General features: G+C 64.6%; 22 protein-coding genes, 1 pseudogene and 1 riboswitch. Of the genes and pseudogenes, 8 read left to right on the forward strand and 15 right to left on the reverse strand.

Features of this window, described 5'->3' with window-relative positions:
* Positions 1-8 precede the first annotated feature (8 nt).
* The 14 genes from nuoK to MESS2_RS21340 all read right to left on the reverse strand — a co-directional run bounded on the left by nuoK (position 9) and on the right by MESS2_RS21340 (position 11,428).
* On the reverse strand, positions 9-317 hold the full coding sequence (gene nuoK / locus MESS2_RS21275) for an NADH-quinone oxidoreductase subunit NuoK (protein ID WP_006335669.1): 309 nt from the start codon (positions 315-317) through the stop codon (positions 9-11).
* A 1-nt stretch (position 318) separates the two neighbouring features.
* Entirely contained in the window at positions 319-939 is a 621-nt protein-coding gene (locus tag MESS2_RS21280) for an NADH-quinone oxidoreductase subunit J (protein WP_008876519.1), read from the reverse strand.
* A gap of 123 nt (positions 940-1,062) precedes the next feature.
* The gene (nuoI, locus tag MESS2_RS21285) at positions 1,063-1,554 is read right to left on the reverse strand and encodes an NADH-quinone oxidoreductase subunit NuoI (protein ID WP_040593656.1); all 492 of its coding nucleotides are present in this window, start codon (positions 1,552-1,554) and stop codon (positions 1,063-1,065) included.
* Positions 1,555-1,556: 2 nt separating this feature from the next.
* Positions 1,557-1,748 (reverse strand): hypothetical protein, encoded by a 192-nt coding sequence (locus MESS2_RS21290; protein WP_008876521.1) that lies wholly within the window; start codon positions 1,746-1,748, stop codon positions 1,557-1,559.
* Positions 1,749-1,817: 69 nt separating this feature from the next.
* Positions 1,818-2,861 carry an NADH-quinone oxidoreductase subunit NuoH gene (nuoH, locus tag MESS2_RS21295; protein ID WP_008876522.1) on the reverse strand — a complete coding sequence of 348 codons (1,044 nt, stop codon included), beginning with the start codon at positions 2,859-2,861 and terminating at the stop codon, positions 1,818-1,820.
* Between the two features lie 2 nt (positions 2,862-2,863).
* Positions 2,864-4,945 carry an NADH-quinone oxidoreductase subunit NuoG gene (nuoG, locus tag MESS2_RS21300; RefSeq protein ID WP_008876523.1) on the reverse strand — a complete coding sequence of 694 codons (2,082 nt, stop codon included), beginning with the start codon at positions 4,943-4,945 and terminating at the stop codon, positions 2,864-2,866.
* The gene (locus tag MESS2_RS21305; protein WP_008876524.1) at positions 4,945-5,256 is read right to left on the reverse strand and encodes a pentapeptide repeat-containing protein; all 312 of its coding nucleotides are present in this window, start codon (positions 5,254-5,256) and stop codon (positions 4,945-4,947) included. The genes nuoG and MESS2_RS21305 overlap by 1 nt, the downstream gene beginning before the upstream one ends.
* Before the next feature lie 8 nt (positions 5,257-5,264).
* On the reverse strand, positions 5,265-5,969 hold the full coding sequence (locus tag MESS2_RS21310) for an NADH-quinone oxidoreductase subunit E (protein WP_008876525.1): 705 nt from the start codon (positions 5,967-5,969) through the stop codon (positions 5,265-5,267).
* A gap of 117 nt (positions 5,970-6,086) precedes the next feature.
* A complete protein-coding gene (gene nuoF, locus MESS2_RS21315) occupies positions 6,087-7,391 on the reverse strand; it encodes an NADH-quinone oxidoreductase subunit NuoF (RefSeq protein ID WP_008876526.1) in 1,305 nt (434 codons plus the stop codon).
* Between the two features lie 10 nt (positions 7,392-7,401).
* Positions 7,402-8,691: an NADH-quinone oxidoreductase subunit E gene (locus tag MESS2_RS21320; RefSeq protein WP_008876527.1), complete on the reverse strand. Its 1,290-nt coding sequence runs from the start codon at positions 8,689-8,691 to the stop codon at positions 7,402-7,404.
* A gap of 1 nt (position 8,692) precedes the next feature.
* Entirely contained in the window at positions 8,693-9,883 is a 1,191-nt protein-coding gene (locus MESS2_RS21325; protein WP_040593642.1) for an NADH-quinone oxidoreductase subunit D, read from the reverse strand.
* Positions 9,884-10,486 (reverse strand): NADH-quinone oxidoreductase subunit C, encoded by a 603-nt coding sequence (locus MESS2_RS21330; RefSeq protein ID WP_040593644.1) that lies wholly within the window; start codon positions 10,484-10,486, stop codon positions 9,884-9,886.
* Positions 10,487-10,490: 4 nt separating this feature from the next.
* Positions 10,491-11,072, reverse strand: coding sequence for a NuoB/complex I 20 kDa subunit family protein (locus MESS2_RS21335; RefSeq protein ID WP_040593648.1), 582 nt, complete (start codon positions 11,070-11,072; stop codon positions 10,491-10,493).
* Positions 11,063-11,428: an NADH-quinone oxidoreductase subunit A gene (locus MESS2_RS21340; protein ID WP_006335683.1), complete on the reverse strand. Its 366-nt coding sequence runs from the start codon at positions 11,426-11,428 to the stop codon at positions 11,063-11,065. The genes MESS2_RS21335 and MESS2_RS21340 overlap by 10 nt, the downstream gene beginning before the upstream one ends.
* Positions 11,429-11,757: 329 nt before the next feature.
* Here MESS2_RS21340 and MESS2_RS21345 point away from each other — a divergent pair, with 329 nt between their 5' ends.
* The 8 genes and pseudogenes from MESS2_RS21345 to MESS2_RS21380 all read left to right on the forward strand — a co-directional run bounded on the left by MESS2_RS21345 (position 11,758) and on the right by MESS2_RS21380 (position 21,808).
* The gene (locus MESS2_RS21345) at positions 11,758-12,957 is read left to right on the forward strand and encodes a winged helix-turn-helix domain-containing protein (RefSeq protein WP_008876529.1); all 1,200 of its coding nucleotides are present in this window, start codon (positions 11,758-11,760) and stop codon (positions 12,955-12,957) included.
* Positions 12,958-12,986: 29 nt separating this feature from the next.
* Positions 12,987-13,190: riboswitch (cobalamin riboswitch) on the forward strand.
* A 38-nt stretch (positions 13,191-13,228) separates the two neighbouring features.
* Positions 13,229-13,663: a DUF1636 family protein gene (locus MESS2_RS21350; RefSeq protein WP_008876530.1), complete on the forward strand. Its 435-nt coding sequence runs from the start codon at positions 13,229-13,231 to the stop codon at positions 13,661-13,663.
* Positions 13,660-14,697 carry a cobalamin biosynthesis protein CobW gene (cobW, locus tag MESS2_RS21355; protein ID WP_008876531.1) on the forward strand — a complete coding sequence of 346 codons (1,038 nt, stop codon included), beginning with the start codon at positions 13,660-13,662 and terminating at the stop codon, positions 14,695-14,697. The genes MESS2_RS21350 and cobW overlap by 4 nt, the downstream gene beginning before the upstream one ends.
* Before the next feature lie 18 nt (positions 14,698-14,715).
* Positions 14,716-18,287: pseudogene (locus tag MESS2_RS21360) on the forward strand (cobaltochelatase subunit CobN).
* A complete protein-coding gene (gene cobG, locus MESS2_RS21365; protein WP_008876532.1) occupies positions 18,284-19,630 on the forward strand; it encodes a precorrin-3B synthase in 1,347 nt (448 codons plus the stop codon). Before MESS2_RS21360 ends, cobG begins: the two are co-directional and overlap by 4 nt.
* Complete coding sequence (locus tag MESS2_RS21370) at positions 19,627-20,280, forward strand: precorrin-8X methylmutase (RefSeq protein WP_008876533.1); 654 nt, start codon at positions 19,627-19,629, stop codon at positions 20,278-20,280. Before cobG ends, MESS2_RS21370 begins: the two co-directional genes overlap by 4 nt.
* The gene (locus tag MESS2_RS21375) at positions 20,277-21,047 is read left to right on the forward strand and encodes a precorrin-2 C(20)-methyltransferase (protein ID WP_008876534.1); all 771 of its coding nucleotides are present in this window, start codon (positions 20,277-20,279) and stop codon (positions 21,045-21,047) included. Before MESS2_RS21370 ends, MESS2_RS21375 begins: the two co-directional genes overlap by 4 nt.
* A complete protein-coding gene (locus tag MESS2_RS21380; protein ID WP_008876535.1) occupies positions 21,044-21,808 on the forward strand; it encodes a precorrin-3B C(17)-methyltransferase in 765 nt (254 codons plus the stop codon). Before MESS2_RS21375 ends, MESS2_RS21380 begins: the two co-directional genes overlap by 4 nt.
* Here MESS2_RS21380 and MESS2_RS21385 read toward each other — a convergent pair.
* The gene (locus MESS2_RS21385) at positions 21,772-22,536 is read right to left on the reverse strand and encodes a cobalt-precorrin-6A reductase (protein ID WP_040593650.1); all 765 of its coding nucleotides are present in this window, start codon (positions 22,534-22,536) and stop codon (positions 21,772-21,774) included. The genes MESS2_RS21380 and MESS2_RS21385 overlap by 37 nt on opposite strands.
* Between the last annotated feature and the right edge of the window lie 61 nt (positions 22,537-22,597).

A 22,597-nucleotide genomic window follows, 5' to 3' on the forward strand; every position in this document is an offset into this window, starting at 1 on the left:
TGGTTCCGTCAACCCTTCATCATGTTCACGTCTTCGACCGCGATCGAACCGCGGTTGCGGAAGAAGACGACGAGGATGGCAAGTCCGATGGCGGCCTCGGCCGCCGCGACCGTCAGCACGAACAGCGCGAACACCTGGCCGACGAGATCGCCAAGCGCGGCCGAGAAGGCGACGAAATTGATGTTGACCGCGAGCAGGATCAGTTCGATCGACATCAGGATGACGATGATGTTGCGGCGGTTGAGGAAGATGCCGAACACGCCGAGCGTGAACAGGATCGCCGATACGGTGAGATAGTGCGCGATGCCGACGGTCATCTCAGATCCCCTCGCCTGTCTTGACCTTGCGGATTTCCATTCCCGTCGCCGGCGTGCGCCCGACCTGGGCCGCGATCGACTGCCGCTTGACGCCCGGCTTGTGGCGCAGCGTCAGCACGATGGCGCCGATCATGGCGACCAGCAGTATGAGGCCCGCAATCTGGAAGTAGTAGAGGTAGTCGGTATAGAGGATGTCGCCGAGCGCCGCCGTGTTCGAGCGCGCGGCAAGGTCCGGAATGGGCTTTGAGACCGTCGCCGCCAGTCGCGGCGCGAATGTATAGCCGCCGAGCACGACGATCAGCTCCGCCGCCAGGATCAGCCCGACCAGCGCGCCGATCGGCGCATATTGCAGGGCGCCTTCCTTCATCTCGGCGAAGTCGACGTCGAGCATCATGACGACGAACAGGAACAGCACCATGACCGCGCCGACATAGACGACGAGCAGGATCATCGCCAGGAACTCGGCCCCGGTCAGCATGAACAGGCCGGCGGCGTTGAAGAAGGTCAGGATCAGGAACAGCACGGAATGCACGGGATTGCGCGACGAAATGACCATGAACGCCGACGCCACCGCGACAAAGGCGAAGAGGTAGAAAAAGGCCGCCTCTAGTCCACTCAGCATGGGTTCCCCCGGGGTTTCCTGTCCGAACAGGACGTTCGTCCTGTTCGATTTCTGCCACCGCCTCCGGCCGGCAAGTTGCGTTGTCCTTAAACGAGGCCCCTCGCCCCGTCCATGCGTCAAATGTCAGCGATAAGGCGCGTCCAGCGAGATGTTGCGCGCCAGTTCGCGCTCCCAGCGGTCGCCATTGGCCAGCAGCTTGTCCTTGTCGTAATAAAGTTCCTCGCGCGTTTCCGTCGCGAATTCGAAATTCGGCCCCTCGACGATGGCGTCGACCGGGCAGGCTTCCTGGCAGAAGCCGCAATAGATGCACTTCACCATGTCGATGTCGTAGCGCACGGTGCGGCGCGTGCCGTCATTGCGGCGCGGGCCGGCCTCGATGGTGATGGCCTGCGCCGGGCAGATCGCTTCGCACAATTTGCAGGCGATGCAGCGTTCCTCGCCATTGGGATAACGGCGCAGCGCATGCTCGCCGCGGAAGCGCGGACTCACCGGTCCCTTCTCGTGCGGATAATTGATCGTCTCCTTCGGCGCGAAGAACTGGCGCATCGACAGGAAGAAGGCGCTGACGAAATCCAGCAGCAGCAGCGACTTTGCGGCTTGAGCTAGCGCTGACATCATCATTCTCCAGCAAACAGCGGGGCCACGAACCAGCCCACGATCGGCAGCAGCACGAACTGGCTGAGGCCGGTTATGTTCAAAACGCGTTTCGTCTCGTCGAGCTCAACGCGCGAGGCAAGCACCCTGAGCAGCGCGAAATCTGCCGCGGCCACGACCACGCCCACCAAAGCGCCGATCAAGTTCGCGTTCATGACCGCTCTCTCATCGCTCGCTGCCTCTCCACAAGCGTGCCGATCGAAGCTCCACGGCGGCGCGGACCATCACGCAAACCCCGTGATCTTGAGAAACGCGGCGACAATCACCACCATCGCCAGCGAGATCGGCAGGAAGACCTTCCAGCCGAGCCGCATCAGCTGGTCGTAGCGGTAGCGCGGCACGAAGGCCTTGACCATCGAGAACATGAAGAACATCAGGCAGACCTTGAGCACGAACCAGATCAGCCCCGGCACCCAGGTGAAGGGCGCGAAGTCGAAGGGCGGCAGCCAGCCGCCGAGGAACAGGATGGTGGCCAGCGCGCACATCAGCACGACGGCGACATATTCGCCGAGGAAGAACAGCAGGAACGGCGTCGACGAATATTCGACCATATGGCCGGCGACGAGTTCCGATTCGGCTTCCACAAGGTCGAAAGGCGGCCGGTTGGTCTCGGCCAGCGCCGAGATGAAGAAGATGACGAACATCGGAAACAGCGACAGCCAGTGCCAGTCGAGGAAGGTGTTGGGCAGGCCGAGCTTCGTACCCAATCCGTCCTGCTGCGACAGCACGATATCGGACAGGTTGAGCGAGCCGACGCAGAGCAGCACGGTGACGATGACGAAACCGATCGAGACCTCGTAGGACACCATCTGCGCGGCCGAGCGCAGCGCGCCGAGAAACGGATATTTCGAGTTCGACGCCCAGCCGCCCATGATCACGCCATAGACCTCAAGCGAGGAGATGGCGAAGACATAGAGTATGCCGACATTGACGTTGGCGATCGCCCAGCCCTGGTTGACCGGAATGACCGCCCAGGCCGAGATCGCCAGCACCGCCGACACCAGCGGCGCCAGCAGGAACACGCCCTTGTTGGCGCCGGACGGAATGATCGGCTCCTTGAAGACGAACTTCAAAAGATCGGCAAAGGCCTGCAGCGTGCCCCATGGGCCGACGACGTTCGGGCCGCGGCGCAACTGCACCGCCGCCCAGATCTTGCGGTCGGCGTAAAGCAGATAGGCGACCGCAATCAAAAGCACGACGATCAGCACCACCGACTTCAAGAGGATGATCAGCGCCGGCAGCACGTAGAAGGAGAAGAAGGTGTCCATGCTTATTCCGCCGCCTGCCTGAAGCCGTTTTTCGCCAGCGCCGAGCATTCCGCCATCACGGCCGACGCCCGCGCGATCGGGTTGGTCAGGTAGAAATCCTTGACCGGCGAGGTGAAGGTGCCCTTGTTCAGCCGCCCGCCGAGCTTCGCCACCTTGGCGATATCGTCAGCATTGCCCGGCTCGACATGATCGATGCGGGCGAGATGCGGGTGGTCCGCATAGAGTTTCGCGCGAAGCTGCGGCAGCGAATCGAACGGCAGCTTCTTGCCGAGCACATCCGACAGCGCTCTTAGAATGGCCCAGTCCTCGCGCGCATCGCCCGGCGCAAAGCCGGCACGGTTGGTCTGCTGGACGCGGCCTTCGGTGTTGACATAGGTGCCCGACTTTTCGGTGTAGGCAGCACCCGGCAGGATGACGTTGGCGCGGTGCGCGCCCTGGTCGCCATGCGTGCCGACATAGACGACGAAGGCGCCGCCGGTCTTGGCCATGTCGATCTCGTCGGCGCCGAGCAGGAACAGCAGTTCCATCTCACCGAGCATGCCGGCGACGTTCTTGCCGCCCTCGCCCGGCACGAAGCCGATGTCGAGGCCGCCGACACGCCCCGCCGCATTGTGCAGCACGGCAAAACCGTTCCAGTCGGGTCGGGCGGCGTTGACGGCCATACTAAGCTTCGCCGCCTGGCCGAGCACGGCTGCGCCATCGGCGCGCGCCAGCGCGCCCTGGCCGACGATGATGAGCGGATGCGTCGCCTTCTTCAGCACCTGGAAGAACTTGCCGCTGCCGTCCGCCAGGTCCTTCAGCGAGTCGGGTCCGGCGCCGAGTTGCTCATACTCGTAGCGCGTATCGCCGACATCGCCGATGACGCCGACCGGCAAATTGCCGACGCGCCAGCGCTTGCGGATGCGGGCATTGAGCACCGAGGCCTCGAAGCGCGGATTGGCGCCGATGATCAGCACCGCATCGGCCTGCTCGATACCCTCGATGGTCGGATTGAAGATATAGCTCGCCCGGCCGAGCGAGGGATCAAGGGCGGCGCCATCCTGGCGGCAGTCGGCGTTGTTCGAACCAAGCGCGGCCATCAAAAGCTTCAGCGCGTAGATCTCCTCGACCGCGGCGAGATCGCCTGATATGGCGCCGATCTTTTCCGGTGCCGTCTTCGACACCGCGTCCTTGATCGCGGCAAAGGCCTCGGCCCAGTTCGTCGGAACGAGCTTGCCGTCCTTGCGCACATAAGGGCGGTCGAGGCGCTGGGTGCGCAAGCCGTCCCAGATGAAGCGGGTCTTGTCTGAAATCCATTCCTCGTTCACCGCCTCGTTGACGCGCGGCAGAATGCGCATCACTTCGCGGCCTCTTGAATCGACACGGATCGCCGAGCCGACGGCATCCATCACATCGATGGATTCGGTCTTGGTCAGTTCCCAAGGCCGCGCCTGGAAGGCGAAGGGCTTCGAGGTCAGCGCACCGACCGGGCAAAGGTCGATGACGTTGCCCTGCAGTTCCGAGGTCATGGCGCTTTCGAGATAGGTGGTGATCTCGGCATCCTCGCCACGGCCGATCAGGCCGAGCTCTGAAATGCCGGCAACCTCGGTGGTGAAGCGGACGCAGCGCGTGCAATGGATGCAGCGGTTCATCACCGTCTTGACCAGCGGCCCGATATATTTGTCTTCGACCGCCCGCTTGTTCTCGTGATAGCGCGAGGAATCGACGCCGAAGGCCATCGCCTGGTCCTGCAGGTCGCACTCGCCGCCCTGGTCGCAGATCGGGCAGTCGAGCGGATGGTTGATCAGCAGGAACTCCATCACGCCTTCCCTGGCCTTCTTGACCATCGGCGTGTTGGTGAAGATTTCCGGCGGCTCGCCGTTGGGGCCGGGGCGCAGGTCGCGCACGCCCATGGCGCAGGATGCCTGCGGCTTGGGCGGTCCGCCCTTCACCTCGATCAGGCACATGCGGCAATTGCCGGCGATCGACAGCCGCTCATGGAAGCAGAAGCGCGGCACTTCAGCACCTGCGTCCTCGGCCGCCTGCAGCAGCGTGTAATGGTCGGGTACAGTGATCTCTTTCCCGTCGACCTTGAGCTTTGCCATCAATTGCCCCCGGCGTTCTTCGCCGTCTCATATGCCTGGATGAGGTCGCCAAGGCTGATGCCGTTGATCATCATGCCGGCCACCTCAGCGTTTTCTATCTTCACGTTGCTCATGTTCACATTGGTGAAAAACGCATTGGAAAGGTTTGCGTCTTCCACCTTGGTGTTGCTCAGATTGGTGCGCTGGATCTTGGCCGCCGACAGGTTCACATTGTGAAACTGGGTGTTCGACATGTTCACGTCATCGAAGCTCGAATTGCTGACGATGGCGTTGCGAACGTCCAGAACATCGCTTTTGTCGTGAACCTCCATCTCGTGTCCTACCTCTTGGCCTTGGCGGCGAGTGCCGCCGCCTGCCGGGTCCAGTCGTCGCGATCGATGCGGCCCTTGAACGATAGATAATCGTCGACCCAGGCGATCTCTTCCGGCGTCCATGCCGCGATCTGGCCGTATGTCCAGATGCCCAGGCCGTTCAGCACCTTTTCCAGCTTCGGCCCGATGCCCGATATCGCCTTGAGGTCGGCTGGCTTCGCCGGCCGGTCCATGGCCTTGGGCTGCTTGAAATCCTCGGGCATCAGGCCGGCCGGCGCGCCGCCGGCCGTTGAACTTGTATCCATGGCGTTTGCCGCACCGCCTTTGGTGCTCGCCGCTATGTCATTCACGTCCCTGGCGAAGGACTGCGCCTCGGCGATCAAGGTCTTCGTCGCCGCGCGCGCCTTGGTCGAGGAGTTTTTCGTGGTTTCCGAAAAGCGTTCGGTCCTGGCTTCGAAATCGTCGACGATCGGTTGAAAAAGCCGCTGCGAAGCCTCGGCGGCACCCGAGAGCGCGCCCATCCAGACGCCAAAGGCGTGATTGGCCAGCCCGATGCCGAGCGCCGACATCGCCGCCGCTCCCGCGACAGGGTGCGCCAGGAGATTGACGGCGCTCGCCATCTCCTTCGGCATCATCCTGGTCAGATCCTGGTTCATCTTCTCGAACGGGTCCAAATCGGGCATCAAATCGTCGGGTCCTGAATACAGCGACATAGGTGGTCTCCTGGTCGTTTCTTCCGTTGCCCCGAGCCGTTTCCTCAAATCGGGCTTCCGCCCGTATTTCAAATCGGGCACTTGCCCGTATTTCAAATCGGGCGTTAGCCCGTATTTCTATTCCGCCGCCACCATCACCGGTTCGGCCCGGTGGGCGTTGCGCGAAAACTCGTCGATGCGCCGCTCCACCTCGCCGCGGAAGTGCCGCATCAGGCCCTGGATCGGCCAAGCCGCCGCATCGCCCAGCGCGCAGATCGTGTGGCCCTCGACCTGCTTGGTGACGTCGAGCAGCATGTCGATCTCGCGCTTCTGCGCCTCGCCGCGCACCAGCCGTTCCATCACCCGCCACATCCAGCCGGTGCCTTCGCGGCACGGCGTGCACTGGCCGCAGCTCTCATGCTTGTAGAAATAGGAGAGCCGGGCGATCGCCTTCACGATATCGGTCGATTTGTCCATGACGATGACAGCCGCCGTGCCGAGACCCGATTTCAGGTCGCGCAGCGCGTCGAAATCCATCGGCGCATCGATGATCTGCTCGGCCGGCACCAGCGGCACGGAGGCGCCGCCCGGAATGACCGCCAGCAGATTGTCCCAGCCGCCGCGGATGCCGCCGCAATGCGTCTCGATCAACTCGCGGAACGGGATCGACATCGCCTCTTCGACGGTGCACGGATTGTTGACGTGGCCGGAGATGCAAAACAGCTTGGTGCCGACATTGTTGGGCCGGCCGAAGGACGAGAACCAGGCAGCACCCCGGCGCAGGATGGTCGGCGCGACCGCGATGGACTCGACATTGTTGACCGTGGTCGGGCAGCCATAGAGGCCGACATTGGCCGGGAACGGCGGCTTCAGCCGCGGCTGGCCCTTCTTGCCTTCGAGGCTTTCGAGCAGCGCCGTCTCCTCGCCGCAGATATAGGCGCCGGCGCCGTGGTGCATATAGATGTCGAAATCGTAGCCGGAAATATTGTTCTTGCCAATCAGCTTGGCCTCATAGGCCTCGTCGATGGCGCGCTGCAGCGCCTCGCGCTCCCTGATGAACTCGCCGCGCACATAGATGTAGGCGGCAACCGCGCCCATGGCGAAGCCGGCGATCAGGCAGCCTTCGACTAGCGTATGCGGATCATGGCGCAATATGTCGCGATCCTTGCAGGTGCCGGGCTCGGATTCGTCGGCATTGACGACGAGATAGCTCGGCCGGCCGTCGCTCTGCTTGGGCATGAACGACCATTTCAGCCCGGTCGGGAAACCGGCGCCGCCGCGGCCGCGCAGGCCCGAGGCCTTCATCTCGTTGACGATCCACTCGCGCCCCTTGGCGATGATGCCGGGCGTGCCGTCCCAGGCGCCACGCGCCATCGCGCCGGCCAGCGACTTGTCGAAGAGGCCGTAGATGTTGTTGAAGATACGGTCTTTGTCCTGAAGCATTGTTCGTCCCTCAGACCGGCTTCTTGCCGAAGACGCGGATATATTCGGCGACCCCGCCCTTGGCGAGCGCCTTGGCCTGCTTGACCCAGTCTTCGCGCTCGATGCGGCCGTGGAAGCTCAGATAGCCATCGACCCATTCGCGCTCGGCCTTCTTCCAGGAGGCGACCTGCGCGAAGGTGAAGATGCCGAGCGAATGCAGGATGCCCTCGCTCTTCGGGCCAACGCCGGAGATCAGCTTGAGATCGTCGACCAGCGCCGGCTTTTCGATACCGGCCGGGCGGTTCTTGTCTTCCAGCGAAGGCTTTGCCGGCCTGGCAGCGGGCACCTTGGCCTCCGGCGACTTGAACGCAGCCGCAGGCTCGGCCTTGTTTTTCGGACCGCTGCGCTGCTTGGAGACCTTCTCGACTTCCGGCGAGGCCTTGTTGGCGTTGGCGGCCGAATGCAGCGGGGCGGCCACGCTCGCCGCCTTTTCCGCGGCAGGCGCAACCTTGATCGCCGAAGGCGTCTTCAACGCCGGGCTGGTTTCGGGCGCATCGGTCTTCGGCTTGCTGGCCTTCGACGGCGCGACGGCGGGAGCCGGAGCAGAGGCGGGAGCCGGCACGACCTCGGCGACGATGGCGTCGGGTACTGCCTTGGCCGCCTTGGCAGCTTCCTTGGCTTCCCTGTCGCGGGTCGCCTTGAGGATGGCCTTTTCGCTCTTCAGCGTCGTCAGGCCGGTGATCGGCTCGGAGGTGATGCGGCCATTCTGCGGGCCGGGCTTGACCTCGGCCCCCTTGCCGGCGCCGTAGAGGTCGATGATCTCGGCCAGCCGCTCAGGCGTCAGATCCTCGAACGTATCCTTGAAAATCATCACCATCGGTGCGTTGACGCAGGCGCCGAGGCATTCGACCTCTTCCCAGGACAGGGTGCCCTTATCGTTGGTATGGAACTGCTCGTGATGGATTTTCGAGCGGCAGACATCCATCAGCGCTTCCGAGCCGCGCAGCATGCAGGGCGTGGTGCCGCAGACTTGGATATGCGCGCGGGTGCCGACCGGATTGAGCTGATACTGGGTATAGAAGGTCGCGACTTCGAGCCCGCGGATACGGGGCATGCCGAGCATGTCGGAGATGGTCTCGATCGCCGCCTTGGTCACCCAGCCTTCCTGCTCCTGCGCCAGCATCAGCAAGGGGATGATCGCCGATTGCTCGCGGCCCTTCGGATATTTCTTGATCCATTGCTTGGCCGCCGCCGCATTCGCCCGGTTGAAGGCGAAGGACGCTGGCTGGACGCTGGCTTCTGCGAGACGGCGGACTGACATTTTAGCGATCGACCTCACCAAACACGATGTCGAGGGAGCCGAGAACGGCGGTGACGTCGGCCAGCATGTGGCCGCGGCACAGGAAATCCATGGCTTGCAGGTGCGCGAAGCCTGGCGCGCGCAGCTTGCAGCGATACGGCTTGTTGGTGCCGTCGGAGACCATGTAGACGCCGAATTCGCCCTTCGGCGCCTCGACCGCCGCATAGACCTCGCCGGCCGGCACACGGTAGCCTTCGGTGTAGAGCTTGAAGTGGTGGATCAGCGCTTCCATCGAGCGCTTCATCGCCGGGCGCTTCGGCGGCACCACCTTGCCGTCGAGGTTCGACACCGGCCCGCTGCCCTCCTTGCCGACCAGAAGATCGACGCACTGGCGCATGATCTTGGCCGACTGGCGCATTTCTTCCATGCGCACGAGGTAGCGGTCGAAACAGTCGCCGTTCTTGCCGATCGGGATGTCGAAATCCATCTCGGCATAGCATTCATAGGGCTGCGACTTGCGCAGGTCCCAGGCCGCGCCCGAGCCGCGCACCATCACCCCGGAAAAGCCCCAGGCCCAGGCATCGGCCAGCGACACCGTGCCGATGTCGACGTTGCGCTGCTTGAAGATGCGGTTGCCGGTGAGAAGCGCATCGAGGTCGTCGAGCGACTTCAGGAACGGGTCGATCCACTTGCCGATATCCTCGACCAGCTTGTGCGGCAGGTCCTGATGGACGCCGCCCGGCCGGAAATAGGCCGCATGCATGCGCGAGCCCGAGGCGCGCTCGTAGAACACCATCAGCTTTTCGCGCTCGACGAAGCCCCATAGCGGCGGCGTCAGCGCGCCGATATCCAGCGCCTGCGTCGTCACATTGAGGATGTGCGACATGATGCGGCCGATCTCGCAATAGAGCACGCGGATCAGCTGGCCGCGCTTCGGCACCTCGATGCCGAGCAGCCGCTCGGCGGCGAGCGCGAAGGCATGCTCCTGGTTCATCGGCGCGCAATAATCGAGCCGGTCGAGATAAGGCACGGCCTGCAGGTAGGTCTTGTGCTCGATCAGCTTTTCCGTGCCGCGATGCAGCAGCCCGATATGCGGATCGACGCGATCGACGACTTCGCCGTCGAGCTCCAGCACCAGGCGCAAAACGCCATGCGCCGCCGGATGTTGCGGACCAAAATTGATGTTGAAGTTGCGGACGGAGGTTTCAGCCATTTACTGCTTTGCCTTCTCATCCCCAGGCAGCACATAATCGGTGCCTTCCCAAGGGGACAGAAAATCGAAATTGCGGAATTCCTGCTTGAGCTCGACCGGCTCATAAACGACGCGCTTGGCTTCGTCGTCGTAGCGCACTTCGACGAAGCCGGTCAGCGGGAAATCCTTGCGCAGCGGATGGCCCTCGAAGCCGTAGTCGGTCAGGATCCGCCGTAAGTCTGGGTGGCCCGAGAACAGCACACCATAGAGGTCGTAGGTCTCGCGCTCGAACCAGTCGGCTCCGGGATAGACGCCGGTGATCGACGGCACCATGGTTTCCTCGTCGGCCTGGACCTTGAGGCGGATGCGAAAATTCTGCTTCGGCGACAGCAAGTGATAGACGACATCGAAGCGCTTGGTCCGCGACGGATAGTCGGCGCCGCAGACGTCGATGATCGAAATGAACTGGCATTTTGGATCGTCGCGCAGGAACGTCGCCACCTCGATCAGGTCGCGCGGTTCGACCGAGACGGTGAGCTCGCCATAGGCGAGCACAGCGTCGCTGAAGCGGCCGGGCAGCTTTTCGCCGAGATAGGTCGACAGTTCGCTAAGGGATGCGCTCATGGATCTACCGCTCGATCGTGCCGGTGCGGCGGATCTTCTTCTGTAGGAGAAGAATGCCGTAGAGCAGCGCTTCGGCGCTCGGCGGGCAGCCGGGCACATAGATGTCGACCGGCACGACGCGGTCGCAGCCGCGCACCACCGAATAGGAATAGTGGTAATAGCCGCCGCCATTGGCGCAGGAGCCCATCGAGATGACGTAGCGCGGCTCCGGCATCTGGTCGTAGACCTTGCGCAGCGCCGGCGCCATCTTGTTGGTCAGCGTGCCGGCGACGATCATGATATCGGACTGGCGCGGCGACGCGCGAGGGGCAACGCCGAACCTCTCCGAGTCGTAGCGCGGCATCGAGGTGTGGATCATCTCGACGGCGCAGCAGGCGAGACCGAAGGTCATGAACATCAGCGAGCCGCTGCGCGCCCAAGTGATCAGCGCCTCGGTCGAGGTGACGAGAAAACCCTTGTCGGCCAACTCGCTGTTGATCTCGAGGAAGAACGGATCGTCAGAACCGACCGGTCGACCGGTGTTGGGGTCGATGATGCCCTTGGGCTTCGGCGCGACAAGGGTGCCTGAACTGTCGTTCAATCCCATTCCAGCGCTCCTTTTTTCCACTCATAGGCAAAGCCGATGGTCAGCACCGCCAAAAACACCATCATCGACCAGAACCCGAGCATGCCGATCTTGGAGAACGACACCGCCCACGGAAACAGGAAGGCCACTTCCAGGTCGAAGATGATGAACAGGATCGACACCAGATAGAAGCGGATATCGAACTTCATGCGGGCGTCGTCGAACGAGTTGAAGCCGCACTCGTAGGCGGAAAGCTTTTCCGGATCGGGATTGCGGTAAGCCACCAGGAACGGCGCCACAAGCAGCGCCAGACCGACGACCAGCGCCACGCCGATGAACAGGACGATGGGCAGGTACGAACTCAGGAGTGCGTTCATGCTGCGGCTTTCCGTTGCCAATCCACTTTGATTACAGCAACAGACCTTAATGCGGAAGCGTGACAGATTAACCGCTGAACCGTTTGAAGGGCCTATGCTGCAACGCGGCGAGGGTTAGCGCAGCGCTTTCGGCGAAGCAAGTCAAACCTTGTTCAAAACACGGTGCTGGACGGCACATCCGGAAAAACTGGTCCGATCCGCTCCTGTTTGATTTCCTTCACTTTTTACTCCACTTTTCTCTCCTGACATATATCCCGCCAAAACCCTGCTAGCATGGTCAGGAATCATCCCTTGAATCTCGGTCAAACGCCCATCGGAGCCCCGTCCGCATGAAGGAAAAGATCTCGCTTCGCATGGCCCGGCGCATCGCGCTTGCCGCTCAGGGCTTTGCCGACGCCAGACCAAGCGCCACACCCGACCGTCGTCATCTGGCCCGCGTGCTGGCGCGCACCGGCCTGCTGCAGATCGATTCCGTCAGCGCGGTGGTGCGCGCTCACTACATGCCGCTCTATTCGCGCCTTGGCCCCTATAAGCTTGCTCTGCTGGACAACGCCGCAGTGACCCGCAAGCGCATGGTGTTCGAATATTGGGCGCACGAAGCCTCCTTCCTGCCGGTCGAGACCTGGCCGCTGATGCGCTGGCGCATGCAGCGCGCCGAAAGCGGCGACGAAATGTATCTGGGCCTCGCCAAATGGGGCCGCGAACACGCCGCCTATATCGAAGAGATCTACCGCGAGGTCGCCGAACGCGGCCCGATCGCCGCTTCTGCATTGGAAGGCCAGAAAGGCTCGGGCGGCTGGTGGGGCTGGAGCCACGCCAAGCACGCCTTCGAATGGCTGTTCTGGGCCGGTCGCATCACCACGGCTTCCCGTCGTGGCTTTGAGCGGCTGTACGACCTGCCCGAACGCGTGCTGCCGCCTGCCGTGCTCGCCCTGCCGGTGCCCGCCATCGAGGACGCGCATCGCGATTTGCTGCGCATTTCCGCCCGCGCCCATGGCATCGCGACATCAGGCGACCTGCGCGACTATTTCCGCCTGTCGCCGTCCGATATGAAGGGCCGGCTGGAGGAATTGGTCGAGTTGGGCGAGTTGCTGCCGGTGCGCGTCGAAGGCTGGGACAAGCCGGCTTACCTTCATAAGGACGCCCGCTTGCCGCGAAAAATCGAGGCCCGCGCCTTGCTGGCTCCCTTCGATCCGGTCGTCTTCGAGCGATCGCGCACTGAGCGACTGTTCGACTTTCGCTACCGCATCGAGATCTACACCCCGGCCCAAAAACGCCAATACGGCTATTATGTCCTGCCGTTTCTGCTTGGCGACAGGATCGTGGCGCGCGTCGACCTCAAGGCAGATCGCCCTGCGGGTGTGCTGCGCGTTCATGCCGCCTATGCCGAACCTGGCGCGCCCGCTGGAACAGCGGCCGCGCTTGTCGAGGAGCTGAAGCAAATGCAGGGCTGGCTCGGCCTGGAACGGATTGAAGTCACGCCCGCAGGCGATCTGGGTCCGACGCTTGCCGACATCAACGCGTCGTAGACGCGCGTTGACACGCCTGCATACACAAGCCTAAATCCGGTCCAGACGGTCTCCTCTCGGCAAAGGGAGGAGCCAAGAGGGAATGCGGTGCGAAATCTCGGTTTCAAATCCGCGGCTGTCCCCGCAACTGTAAGCGACGAGCCAAGGCCGAAAACCACTGGGATGTTCCCGGGAAGGCGGCACCCAGGCGATGACCCGCGAGCCAGGAGACCTGCCGTCCGGGACTAAAGAATCCGATCGCCTGGCGGGTTTTCCGGGCAAGGAGCCTGATTTGGAACGCGACAGCAGTTTTTCGGCTGAGACAGCGGGCATATTGTCCGGCGGCGACGATTCCCTGGCCGGCGTCACCGTCATCGTCTGCGCTTCCTGTCGCGACGAAACCGGCTCCGATGCCCATCCCCGCGCTGGCGAATTGTTGGCCGAAGACGCGCGCCAAGCCGCCTCTGGCGAAAAAATCGGCATCCGCACCGTCGAATGCCTTGGCAATTGCAAGCGTCGCCTCAGCGCCGCGATCCTTCGTGATGGCTGCTGGAGCTACGTCTTCGGCGACCTGACTCCCACCAGCGGCGCCGATCTCGTCGCCGGCGCAAAGCTCTTCGCCACGTCGACCGACGGTCTCATCCCCTGGCGGGGCCGCCCCGATAGCTTGAAGCGCGGCCTTGTCGCCCGCATCCCTCCCCTCGACCTCCTGAAGGACTTGATATGACCGCTTCCGTCTCCCGCGTCCCCTGCACTGTCGTCACCGGTTTCCTCGGCGCCGGCAAGACGACGCTGATCCGCCACCTGCTCGAAAACGCCAAGGGCAAGCGGCTGGCCATCATCGTCAACGAGTTCGGCGACATCGGCATCGACGGCGAGATATTGAAAGGCTGCGGCATCGACTCTTGCCCAGAAGAAAACATCGTCGAACTGGCCAATGGCTGCATCTGCTGCACCGTCGCCGACGATTTCGTGCCGGCGCTCGACCAGATCCTGTCGCGGACCCCCAAGGTCGACCATATCCTGATCGAAACCTCCGGCCTCGCTTTGCCCAAGCCGCTGGTTCAGGCCTTCCAGTGGCCGTCGGTGAAAAGCCGGGTGACGGTCGATGGCGTCATCGCCGTGGTTGACGGACCGGCGCTGGCGGAAGGCCGCGTTGCCAACGACATGGACGCACTTCAGGCGCAGCGGGCGCAAGACGAGACGCTCGATCACGACGACCCGGTCGAGGAAGTGTTCGAGGATCAGGTCGCCTGCGCCGACCTGATCATATTGTCGAAGAGCGATTTGATGGACGCCGCCGGCTCGGCCCGCGCCAACGCCATCATCGGCGAGCATGTCGCCCGCGCGGTCAAGATCGTGCCGACCTCGCAGGGCAAGGTCGATCCCTCCGTGCTGCTCGGTCTCGGCCTTGCCGTCGAGGACGACATCGAAAACCGCAAGACCCATCACGACGACGAACTCGACCACGAGCATGACGATTTTGACTCCTTCGTCATCGACATCGCCTCCGTCTCCAACCCGGACGAACTGGCAAAACGCGTCGCCACCGCCGCCGAAGAAGAAAACGTGCTGCGTGTGAAAGGCTTCGTCGAGGTCGGCGGCAAGCCGATGCGGCTGCTGCTGCAGGCCGTCGGCCCGCGCGTCAATCACTATTACGACCGCGCCTGGACGGCCGAGGACGACCGCCGCTCGCGCCTCGTCGTCATCGGCCTGAAAGGGCTGAACCGCCCGGCCATCGAGCGTATCCTCGCCGGCTGAGGTAGAGCAAAAACCGCGATGCACATCCTCACCACCACGTCCGCCTCGCTCGACGATCTGGCCGAACCTGTCGATCTCAGGCAGACGCCGGCGGATGTCGTGGCCTTGTCCTTCACCGACAGCGATCTGGCCGGCCTGGCGGCAGCGTGGAAGGCGGATGCCGTACGTCTGCCCACGATGCGGCTGGCGGCACTGCGCGATCTGCGCCATCCCATGTCCGTCGATCTCTGGATCGACAGCGTCGCCCGCCACGCCAAGGTCGTCCTGGTCCGCATCCTCGGCGGCTACGACTGGTGGCGCTATGGCTGCGACCAGCTTGCCACGATTGCGCGCGCACGCGGTATCAAGCTCGCACTGCTGCCCGGCGAGAGCCATGACGAGGATCTGCGGCTGATCGAAGGCTCGACGCTGCCACGCAAGGAATTGGACGGCCTGCTTGGCTATTTTCGCGAGGGCGGGCCGGAGAATATGACCGCGCTGGTGCGGAGAATGGCGAGGCTTGCCGGGTCGGATGCGGAGGTCGCCGAACCGGTCAGCGTGCCGAAGGCGGGCTACTATCAGCCGGGACTTGGGGTCGTAGAGAAGCCAGACCTCTTAAATGTCGGCAAGGATCTCGGCGCCGACAACACCTTTGTCGACGCGCCCGTCGTCCCCATCCTGTTCTATCGCTCGATGCTGCTGGCCGCAGATGTCGCGCCGATCGACGCCCTTTTTGAGGCGCTGAGCGCGCGCGGCATGGCCCCCGTCCCCATCTTCGTCTCCAGTCTCAAGGACCCGGCATCGCTCGCCTTTGTCGAAACCGCGCTCGTAGCGCTGAACCCCGCCGCCATCATCACCGCCACGGCCTTCGCCTCCGGCGCCGAGCCCGGCGTCGAAACCTTGTTCGGCCGCGCCGGCGTGCCTGTCTTCCAGGTCATCGTCGCAACCACTCGCCGCGACATCTGGCAAAACAACCAGCGTGGCCTGGCCCCAGCCGACCTCGCCATGCATGTCGTGCTGCCCGAGCTCGACGGCCGCATCCTCGCCGGCGCGATCTCCTTCAAGGGCGAGGTCGAAACCGATCCGGCGCTGGCGTTCCGCGCCTTCGCCAACCGGCCGGAGCCAGATCGCGTGGCGCAGGTGGCCGCCCGCATCGGAGCCCACATTCGCCTGCGGCGGACGCCGCGCGGACAACGCAAGCTCGCCATCCTGATCCCCGACTATCCGAGCGCCCCCGGCCGCACCGGCTATGCCGTCGGCCTCGATGTGCCCTCCAGCGTGCTGGCCATGCTGCACGATTTGAGCGAACAGGGCTACGCCGTTGAAGGGATTCCGCAAACGCCCCGTGGGTTGCTGGGGATGCTGGAGCGCAGCAATGATGGACTGGGATTGGAGGACTATCTCGACTTCTCCACGGAATTGCCGACGGGGGCATTCGCTGCGGTAGAGGCGGCTTGGGGAAAAGCGGAAGATGAGACAGGTTCGCGCGAGGCGCCCCCCTCTGTCCTGCCGGACATCTCCCCCTCAAGGGGGGAGATTGCGCTGTCATCTCTGCTTTCGCCAACTAGCAACGTTGCAGGAGGAGCGACGGCATCGGAACTGCCAATCTCCCCCCTTGAGGGGGAGATGTCCGGCAGGACAGAGGGGGGTGTTCAAGCGCTTGCCGTCGCCAAATTCCCCTTCCGCGCCGCCACCTTCGGCAACATCACCGTTGCCCTCGCCCCCGATCGCGGCCGCTCGGCCGACCGCCGCGCCGACTATCACGACCCGACCTTGCCGCCCCGCCATGCCCTCATCGCTTTCGGCCTCTGGCTGCGCAAATCGCTCGACGTCCATGCCCTCATCCATGTCGGCGCACACGGCACGCTGGAATGGCTGCCAGGCAAGACGGTGGCGCTCAGCGAAAACTGCTTCCCCGAGATCGTCACCGGGTCGCTGCCCGTCATCTACCCCTTCATTGTCTCAAACCCCGGCGAGGCCGCACAGGCCAAGCGGCGCATTGCCGCCGTTACCCTCGGCCATCTGCCGCCGCCGCTGACCGGCGCCGGGCTCGACGAGAACCAGCAGCAATTGGAGCGGCTGGTCGACGAATATGCCCAGGCCGACGGCCTCGACCGCCGCCGCCGCGACCGCCTGGCGAAACTGATCGTCGAGACCGCGCAGAAGACCGGGCTCGCCAATGAAGCAGGCGTCGCCGGCACCGACGCGCCCGATGAAGCGCTACGCCGCATCGATGCCTGGCTCTGCGACCTCAAGGATTTCGCCATCAAGGACGGGCTGCACGTCTATGGCCGCTCGCCCAGGGGGAAGGCGCGGGCGAGACCGATCCCTTGCGCAGGCTAAGTGCCGCGGCCGAGAAGGCTGCCTTGCTCGCGGCGCTCGATGGCCGCCACATCAAGGCCGGTCCGGCCGGCGCACCGGCGCGCGGCCGCTCCGACGTTTTGCCCACCGGCCGCAACCTGTTCACATCAGATCCCCGTACCATGCCGACGCCGACCGCCTATGATCTCGGCAAGGCGGCGGCCGAGGAAGTCGTTCGCGGCTACATGCAGTCGCATGGCGACTGGCCGCGCTCGCTGGTCATCGACCTCTGGGGCTCGGCCTCGCTGCGCACCGGCGGCGAGGAGATCGCGCAAGGCCTGGCGCTGATGGGCTGCCGGCCGCAATGGGATGCCGCCACCGGCCGTATCACCGGCATCGAGGTGCTGCCCCCGGCAGCGCTCGGCCGCCCACGCGTCGATGTCACCTGGCGCATATCAGGCCTGTTCCGCGACATGTTCCCGACCCAGATCGCGCTGATCGACGCCGCCGCCAACGCCGTCGCTGCCCGCGACGAAGACGCTTCGGAAAACCCGCTTGCGGCCAGGACGCGCGCAGAGGGGAAGATCAGCCCGCGCATTTTCGGCACATCGCCAGGCACCTACGGCGCCGGCGTCGAGGACTTGCTGTCGAGCGGCGACTGGGCGGCGCGCGAGGAGATCGGCCGCGCCTACCTTGACGCCACCTCGCATGCCTATGGCGGCGCCGAGGGCGAAGGTATTTCCGCGCCCGGCGCCTTCGCGGGCCGCATCGCCGAGGCCGATCTGCTGGTCCATACCGGCGACGATCCCGGCCGCGACATCCTCGAAGGTTCCGCCGACGTCGCCTTCATCGGCGGCTTTTCGGCGGCGCTCGCGGCACTCGGCAGGAACGCCGATGTCATCGTGCTCGACACGTCAGATCCGCAAAAGCCGAAGCCGCGCTCGGTCGGCGAGGCCGTATCCCGGGTGGTTCGCGCCCGCGCGGTCAACCCGCGCTTCATATCAGGCCAGATGCGCCACGGCCCGCGCGGCGCCTCGGAATTCGCCGAGACGGTCGACCGTCTCGTCGGCTTCGCCGAAACCACCCACGCCATACCGGGCGCGCTGATCGAGGCCGTGCATGACGCCTATCTCGGGGATTCCGAGATTCGTGCCTTCATCCTGCGTGAAAACCCTGCTGCGGCCAAAGTCATCGCCGAGCGTTTCCTCTCGGCGCGGCGGCGCGGCCTCTGGCATCCCCTGCGCAATTCCGTCGATGACGACCTCACGGCTTTGATCGCCGAAGCCCAGGCGCTCGGGGTGGCGGCATGAACGCCTTCTCCCGCCGTGGCGCTTGCCCTGCCCTCGGCAAGCCGATGCAGACCGGCGACGGGCTGCTGGTGCGGCTCAATCCTGTTGCAGGAGGATTATCGCCGAAATCGTTGATCGGACTCTGCGAATCCGCGCTACGGCACGGCAACGGCATCATGGAAGTCACCGCGCGCGGCAGCCTGCAGATCCGCGGCCTGACGCCGGCAAGCGCGCGGCGGCTGGCAGCGGAGGTCGATGCGCTCGGGATTGCGGTGCGCACCGGCGTACCGGTGGAGACCGGGCCGCTGGCGGGGCTGGATCCGCAGGAGATCGCCGACCCGCGTCCGCTGGCTGAGCGTATTCGCGCAGCGATTGACGAAGCCGGGCTGGTGCAGTGGCTCGGCCCCAAGGTTTCGGTCGTTGTCGATGGCGGCGGGCAGCTGACCATGGATGCGGTGACGGCCGATGTCAGGCTGACTGCGATCAGAACCGACGCGGGCGTCCGTTGGCTGGTAGCCGTTGCCGGCGACAGGCAGTATACGACGCCGCTCGTTATGGTCGAGGAAGATGCTGCCCGTGATATCGCCGTCGCGATTCTAAGGATGGTTGCCGAAAAGGGCCGAGAAGCCCACGGAAGGGATTTGTCGGAGAAGCAGCTGACATCTCTCGCCGGTTGGCATTCCTTCGCGCCCCCCTCTGTCCTGTCCGGCAGGACAGAGGGGGGCGCGAAGGAACGCCGACCTATTGGAATCTTCGCCCTGACCTCTGCCGATACCGCCCTCGGCATCGGCCTGCCCTTCGGCAGCATGCCGGCAGACAAGATCATCGACCTTGCGCAGAGCGCCCTCGCTCTTGGCGTCACCGAAATCCGCCTCGCACCAAGCCGCGGCCTGCTTTTTCTTGGTCAGCCTGCAGCCGCCAACCAGAGCCTTCAGCAGGCGGCCGCCACCCTCGGCTTCGTCACCGACCCATCGGACCCACGCACCCGCATCGCCGCCTGCCCCGGTGCGCCGGCCTGCGCCTCCGGGCGGATCGCGACGCGCGACATCGCCGAGACAATCGCGGCGGAGAACCACGACCTCCTCGATTCCTCGCTCACATTGCACATCTCCGGCTGCGCCAAGGGCTGCGCGCATCCCGGCCCGGCGACGCTGACCCTGGTCGGCGGCGAAAACGGAGCCGGACTTGTCGTCAACGGGACGGCGAAGGCCCTTCCCGCCGGATACAGGCCGGGCTATGACGCCGCGCGCGGCATCAGTCGCGTCGCGGCAGCCCTGCGCAGCGCGCGACTTCGAGGCGAGACCGCCGCCTGCCTGGCAAGGCTCGGCGTGGCCGGTATCACCGAGGCTTACCGACAGGAATGAGCATGCCCACCCAGGATGACATCACCTACGACTATATCCATGATGGCACGGCGATCTATGAACGCTCCTTCGCCATCATCCGCGCCGAGGCCGACCTGTCGCGCTTTTCCGAGGCCGAGGCTGATGTCGCCATCCGCATGATCCATGCCTGCGGCCAGGTCGAGGCTGTCAGACATTTCGTCTTCTCCAGCGATTTCGTTGTCGCCGCGCGCACCGCTTTGGCAGCCGGCGCGCCGATCTTCTGCGACGCCGAAATGGTCTCGCATGGCGTCACCCGTGCCCGGCTGCCAGCCGGCAATGAGGTGATCTGCACGCTGCGCGATCCGCGCACCGCCGAGATCGCCAAGACGATCGGCAACACCCGCTCGGCCGCGGCGATCGACCTCTGGGGTGAGCGCATGGCCGGCTCTGTCGTCGCCATCGGCAATGCACCGACCGCCCTCTTCTATCTCTTGGAGAAGCTGCGCGACGGCGCCCCCAAACCGGCGGCGATCATCGGCATGCCGGTCGGCTTCGTTGGTGCGGCCGAATCGAAGGATGCACTGGCCGGGAATTCCTACGGCGTACCCTGCGCCATCGTGCGCGGCAGGCTGGGCGGCAGCGCCATGACCGCCGCCGCGCTAAACGCATTGGCGAGGCCGGGCCTGTGAACGCGCTTCACGAAGCCCGTTCAGGGGGCCGTCTGGTCGGCGTCGGCACCGGTCCCGGCGATCCTGAATTGTTGACGCTGAAGGCCGCGCGGATATTGGCCGAGGCCGATGTCGTGGCGTATTTCGCCAAGCGCGGCAACAACAGCAATGCACGCGCCATCGTCGAGGCGCGCTTCCGGCCGGACATGCTGGAACTGCCGCTGCTCTATCCCGTGACGACCGAGATCGACAGGGATCACGACGACTACCGCTCACAGATATCAGATTTCTATGAGGAGTCGGCCGAACGTGTCGCCGAGCATCTTGGCGCCGGCAGGATGGTGGCGGTGCTTTCGGAGGGCGATCCGCTCTTCTACGGCTCCTACATGCATCTCCATGTCCGGCTGGCACACCGTTTCCCAACCGAAGTCATTCCCGGCGTCACCGCCATGTCCGGCTGCTGGTCGGCGACCGGCCTGCCGATCGTCCAGGGCGACGACGTGCTGAGCGTGCTGCCCGGCACGATGAGCGAGTTCGAATTGACACGCCGCCTCGCCGACACCGACGCCGCCGTCATCATGAAGGTCGGCCGCAACCTGCCCAAGATCAGGCGGGCGCTGGAAGCGACCGGCAAGCTGACGCGCGCCGTCTATGTCGAGCGCGGCACCATGCCGGGCAGCGTCTCTATGCGGCTGGCCGACAAGCAGGACGACAAGGCGCCTTATTTCGCCATCGTGCTGGTGGCCGGCTGGCCGGGCCGGCCCGGTGCGTCGGGAGCCAAGCCATGAGCGGGCGCCTAACTGTCATCGGCCTTGGACCCGGCAACGCCGACCAGGTCACGCCCGAAGCGAGCCGCGCTGTCGCGGAAGCCAAATTCTTCTATGGCTACAAGCCTTATCTCGACCGGCTCGAGCTGCGCCCGGACCAGACCCGCGTCGCCTCCGACAATCGCGAGGAACTCGCGCGCTCCAAGGACGCGCTGGTAAAGGCAGCCGAGGGCCATGAGGTCGCCGTGGTCTCGGGCGGCGATCCCGGTGTCTTCGCCATGGCGGCCGCTGTCTGCGAGGCGATCGAGGCCGGCCCGACCGAATGGCGCGCGGTCGATGTCGCCATCGTGCCCGGCATCACCGCCATGCTTGCCGTTGCCGCCCGCATCGGCGCGCCGCTCGGCCATGATTTCTGCGCCATCTCGCTGTCCGACAATCTGAAGCCATGGGAGCTGATCGAACTGCGCCTGCTGGCGGCAGCCGGAGCCGGCTTCGTCATCGCGCTCTACAACCCGATCAGCAAGGCGCGTCCCTGGCAGCTTGGCCGCGCCTTCGAATGCCTGACAGCGATCCTGCCCGGCACCACGCCGGTCATCTTCGGCCGCGCCGCGGGCCGGCCCGACGAGCGCATCGAGGTCTATCTGCTGGCTGATGTCGACGCTGAAAAGGCTGACATGGCGACCTGCATCATCATCGGCTCGCCGGAAACCAGGATCATCAAGCGCGGCGACCGGCCAGCGCTGGTCTACACGCCGCGTTCGGCGTCGGGTTCCAGAAAATGATCGACCATCGCGGCAAGCGCTTCGACGGTTTCGGCCGAAGGCACGTCCGGCAGGGTCGGCCTGCGGATCACAATCACCTCGATGCCAAGCGCCCGCGCCGCCGCGATCTTGCCATAGGTCGCCTCGCCGCCGCTGTTCTTGGACACGACGGTGTCGATGCTATGGCTTTCGAGCAGCGTGCGCTCGTCCGCCTCGCGGAACGGCCCACGTGCGAGCAGATAGGTCGCGTCATGCACCGCCAGCCTCGGCTCGACCGGCTCGACGCTGCGGATGAGATAGTGATGCTGGGGTGCCGCCTCGAAGGCCGCGACCTCTTGCCGGCCGAGCGCCAGGAAAACGCGACGCGGAGACGCTCCAAGCGCTTCCACCGCACCGGCAACATTGTCGACCGGTATCCAGCGGTCGCCACGAACCGATTCCCAGCCTGGGCGGCGCAAGGCAATGATCGGCACGCCGGTGTTGCGCGCTGCTTGCGCCGCATTGGCGGAAATGCGCCCAGCATAGGGATGCGTGGCGTCGATCAGCAGATGCATGCCCGCTTCGCCGAAATAAGCTGCCAGTCCTTCGGCGCCGCCGAAGCCGCCGACCCGCGTCGGCACACCTTGTGTGACAGGATTCTCGGTGCGGCCGGCCAGCGACAATGTGATCGCGAGATCGGCCCGCGCGGCCAGCTTTCCCGCCAGTTGCCGGGCTTCAGTGGTTCCGCCGAGGATCAGAATTCGCTTCATTGGCACCACAATCGGCCACGCCGAGCTGCCCCTCACCCTTACCCTCTCCCCGTCAAGGACG

Source organism: Mesorhizobium metallidurans STM 2683, from assembly GCF_000350085.1.
Taxonomy (GTDB): domain Bacteria; phylum Pseudomonadota; class Alphaproteobacteria; order Rhizobiales; family Rhizobiaceae; genus Mesorhizobium; species Mesorhizobium metallidurans.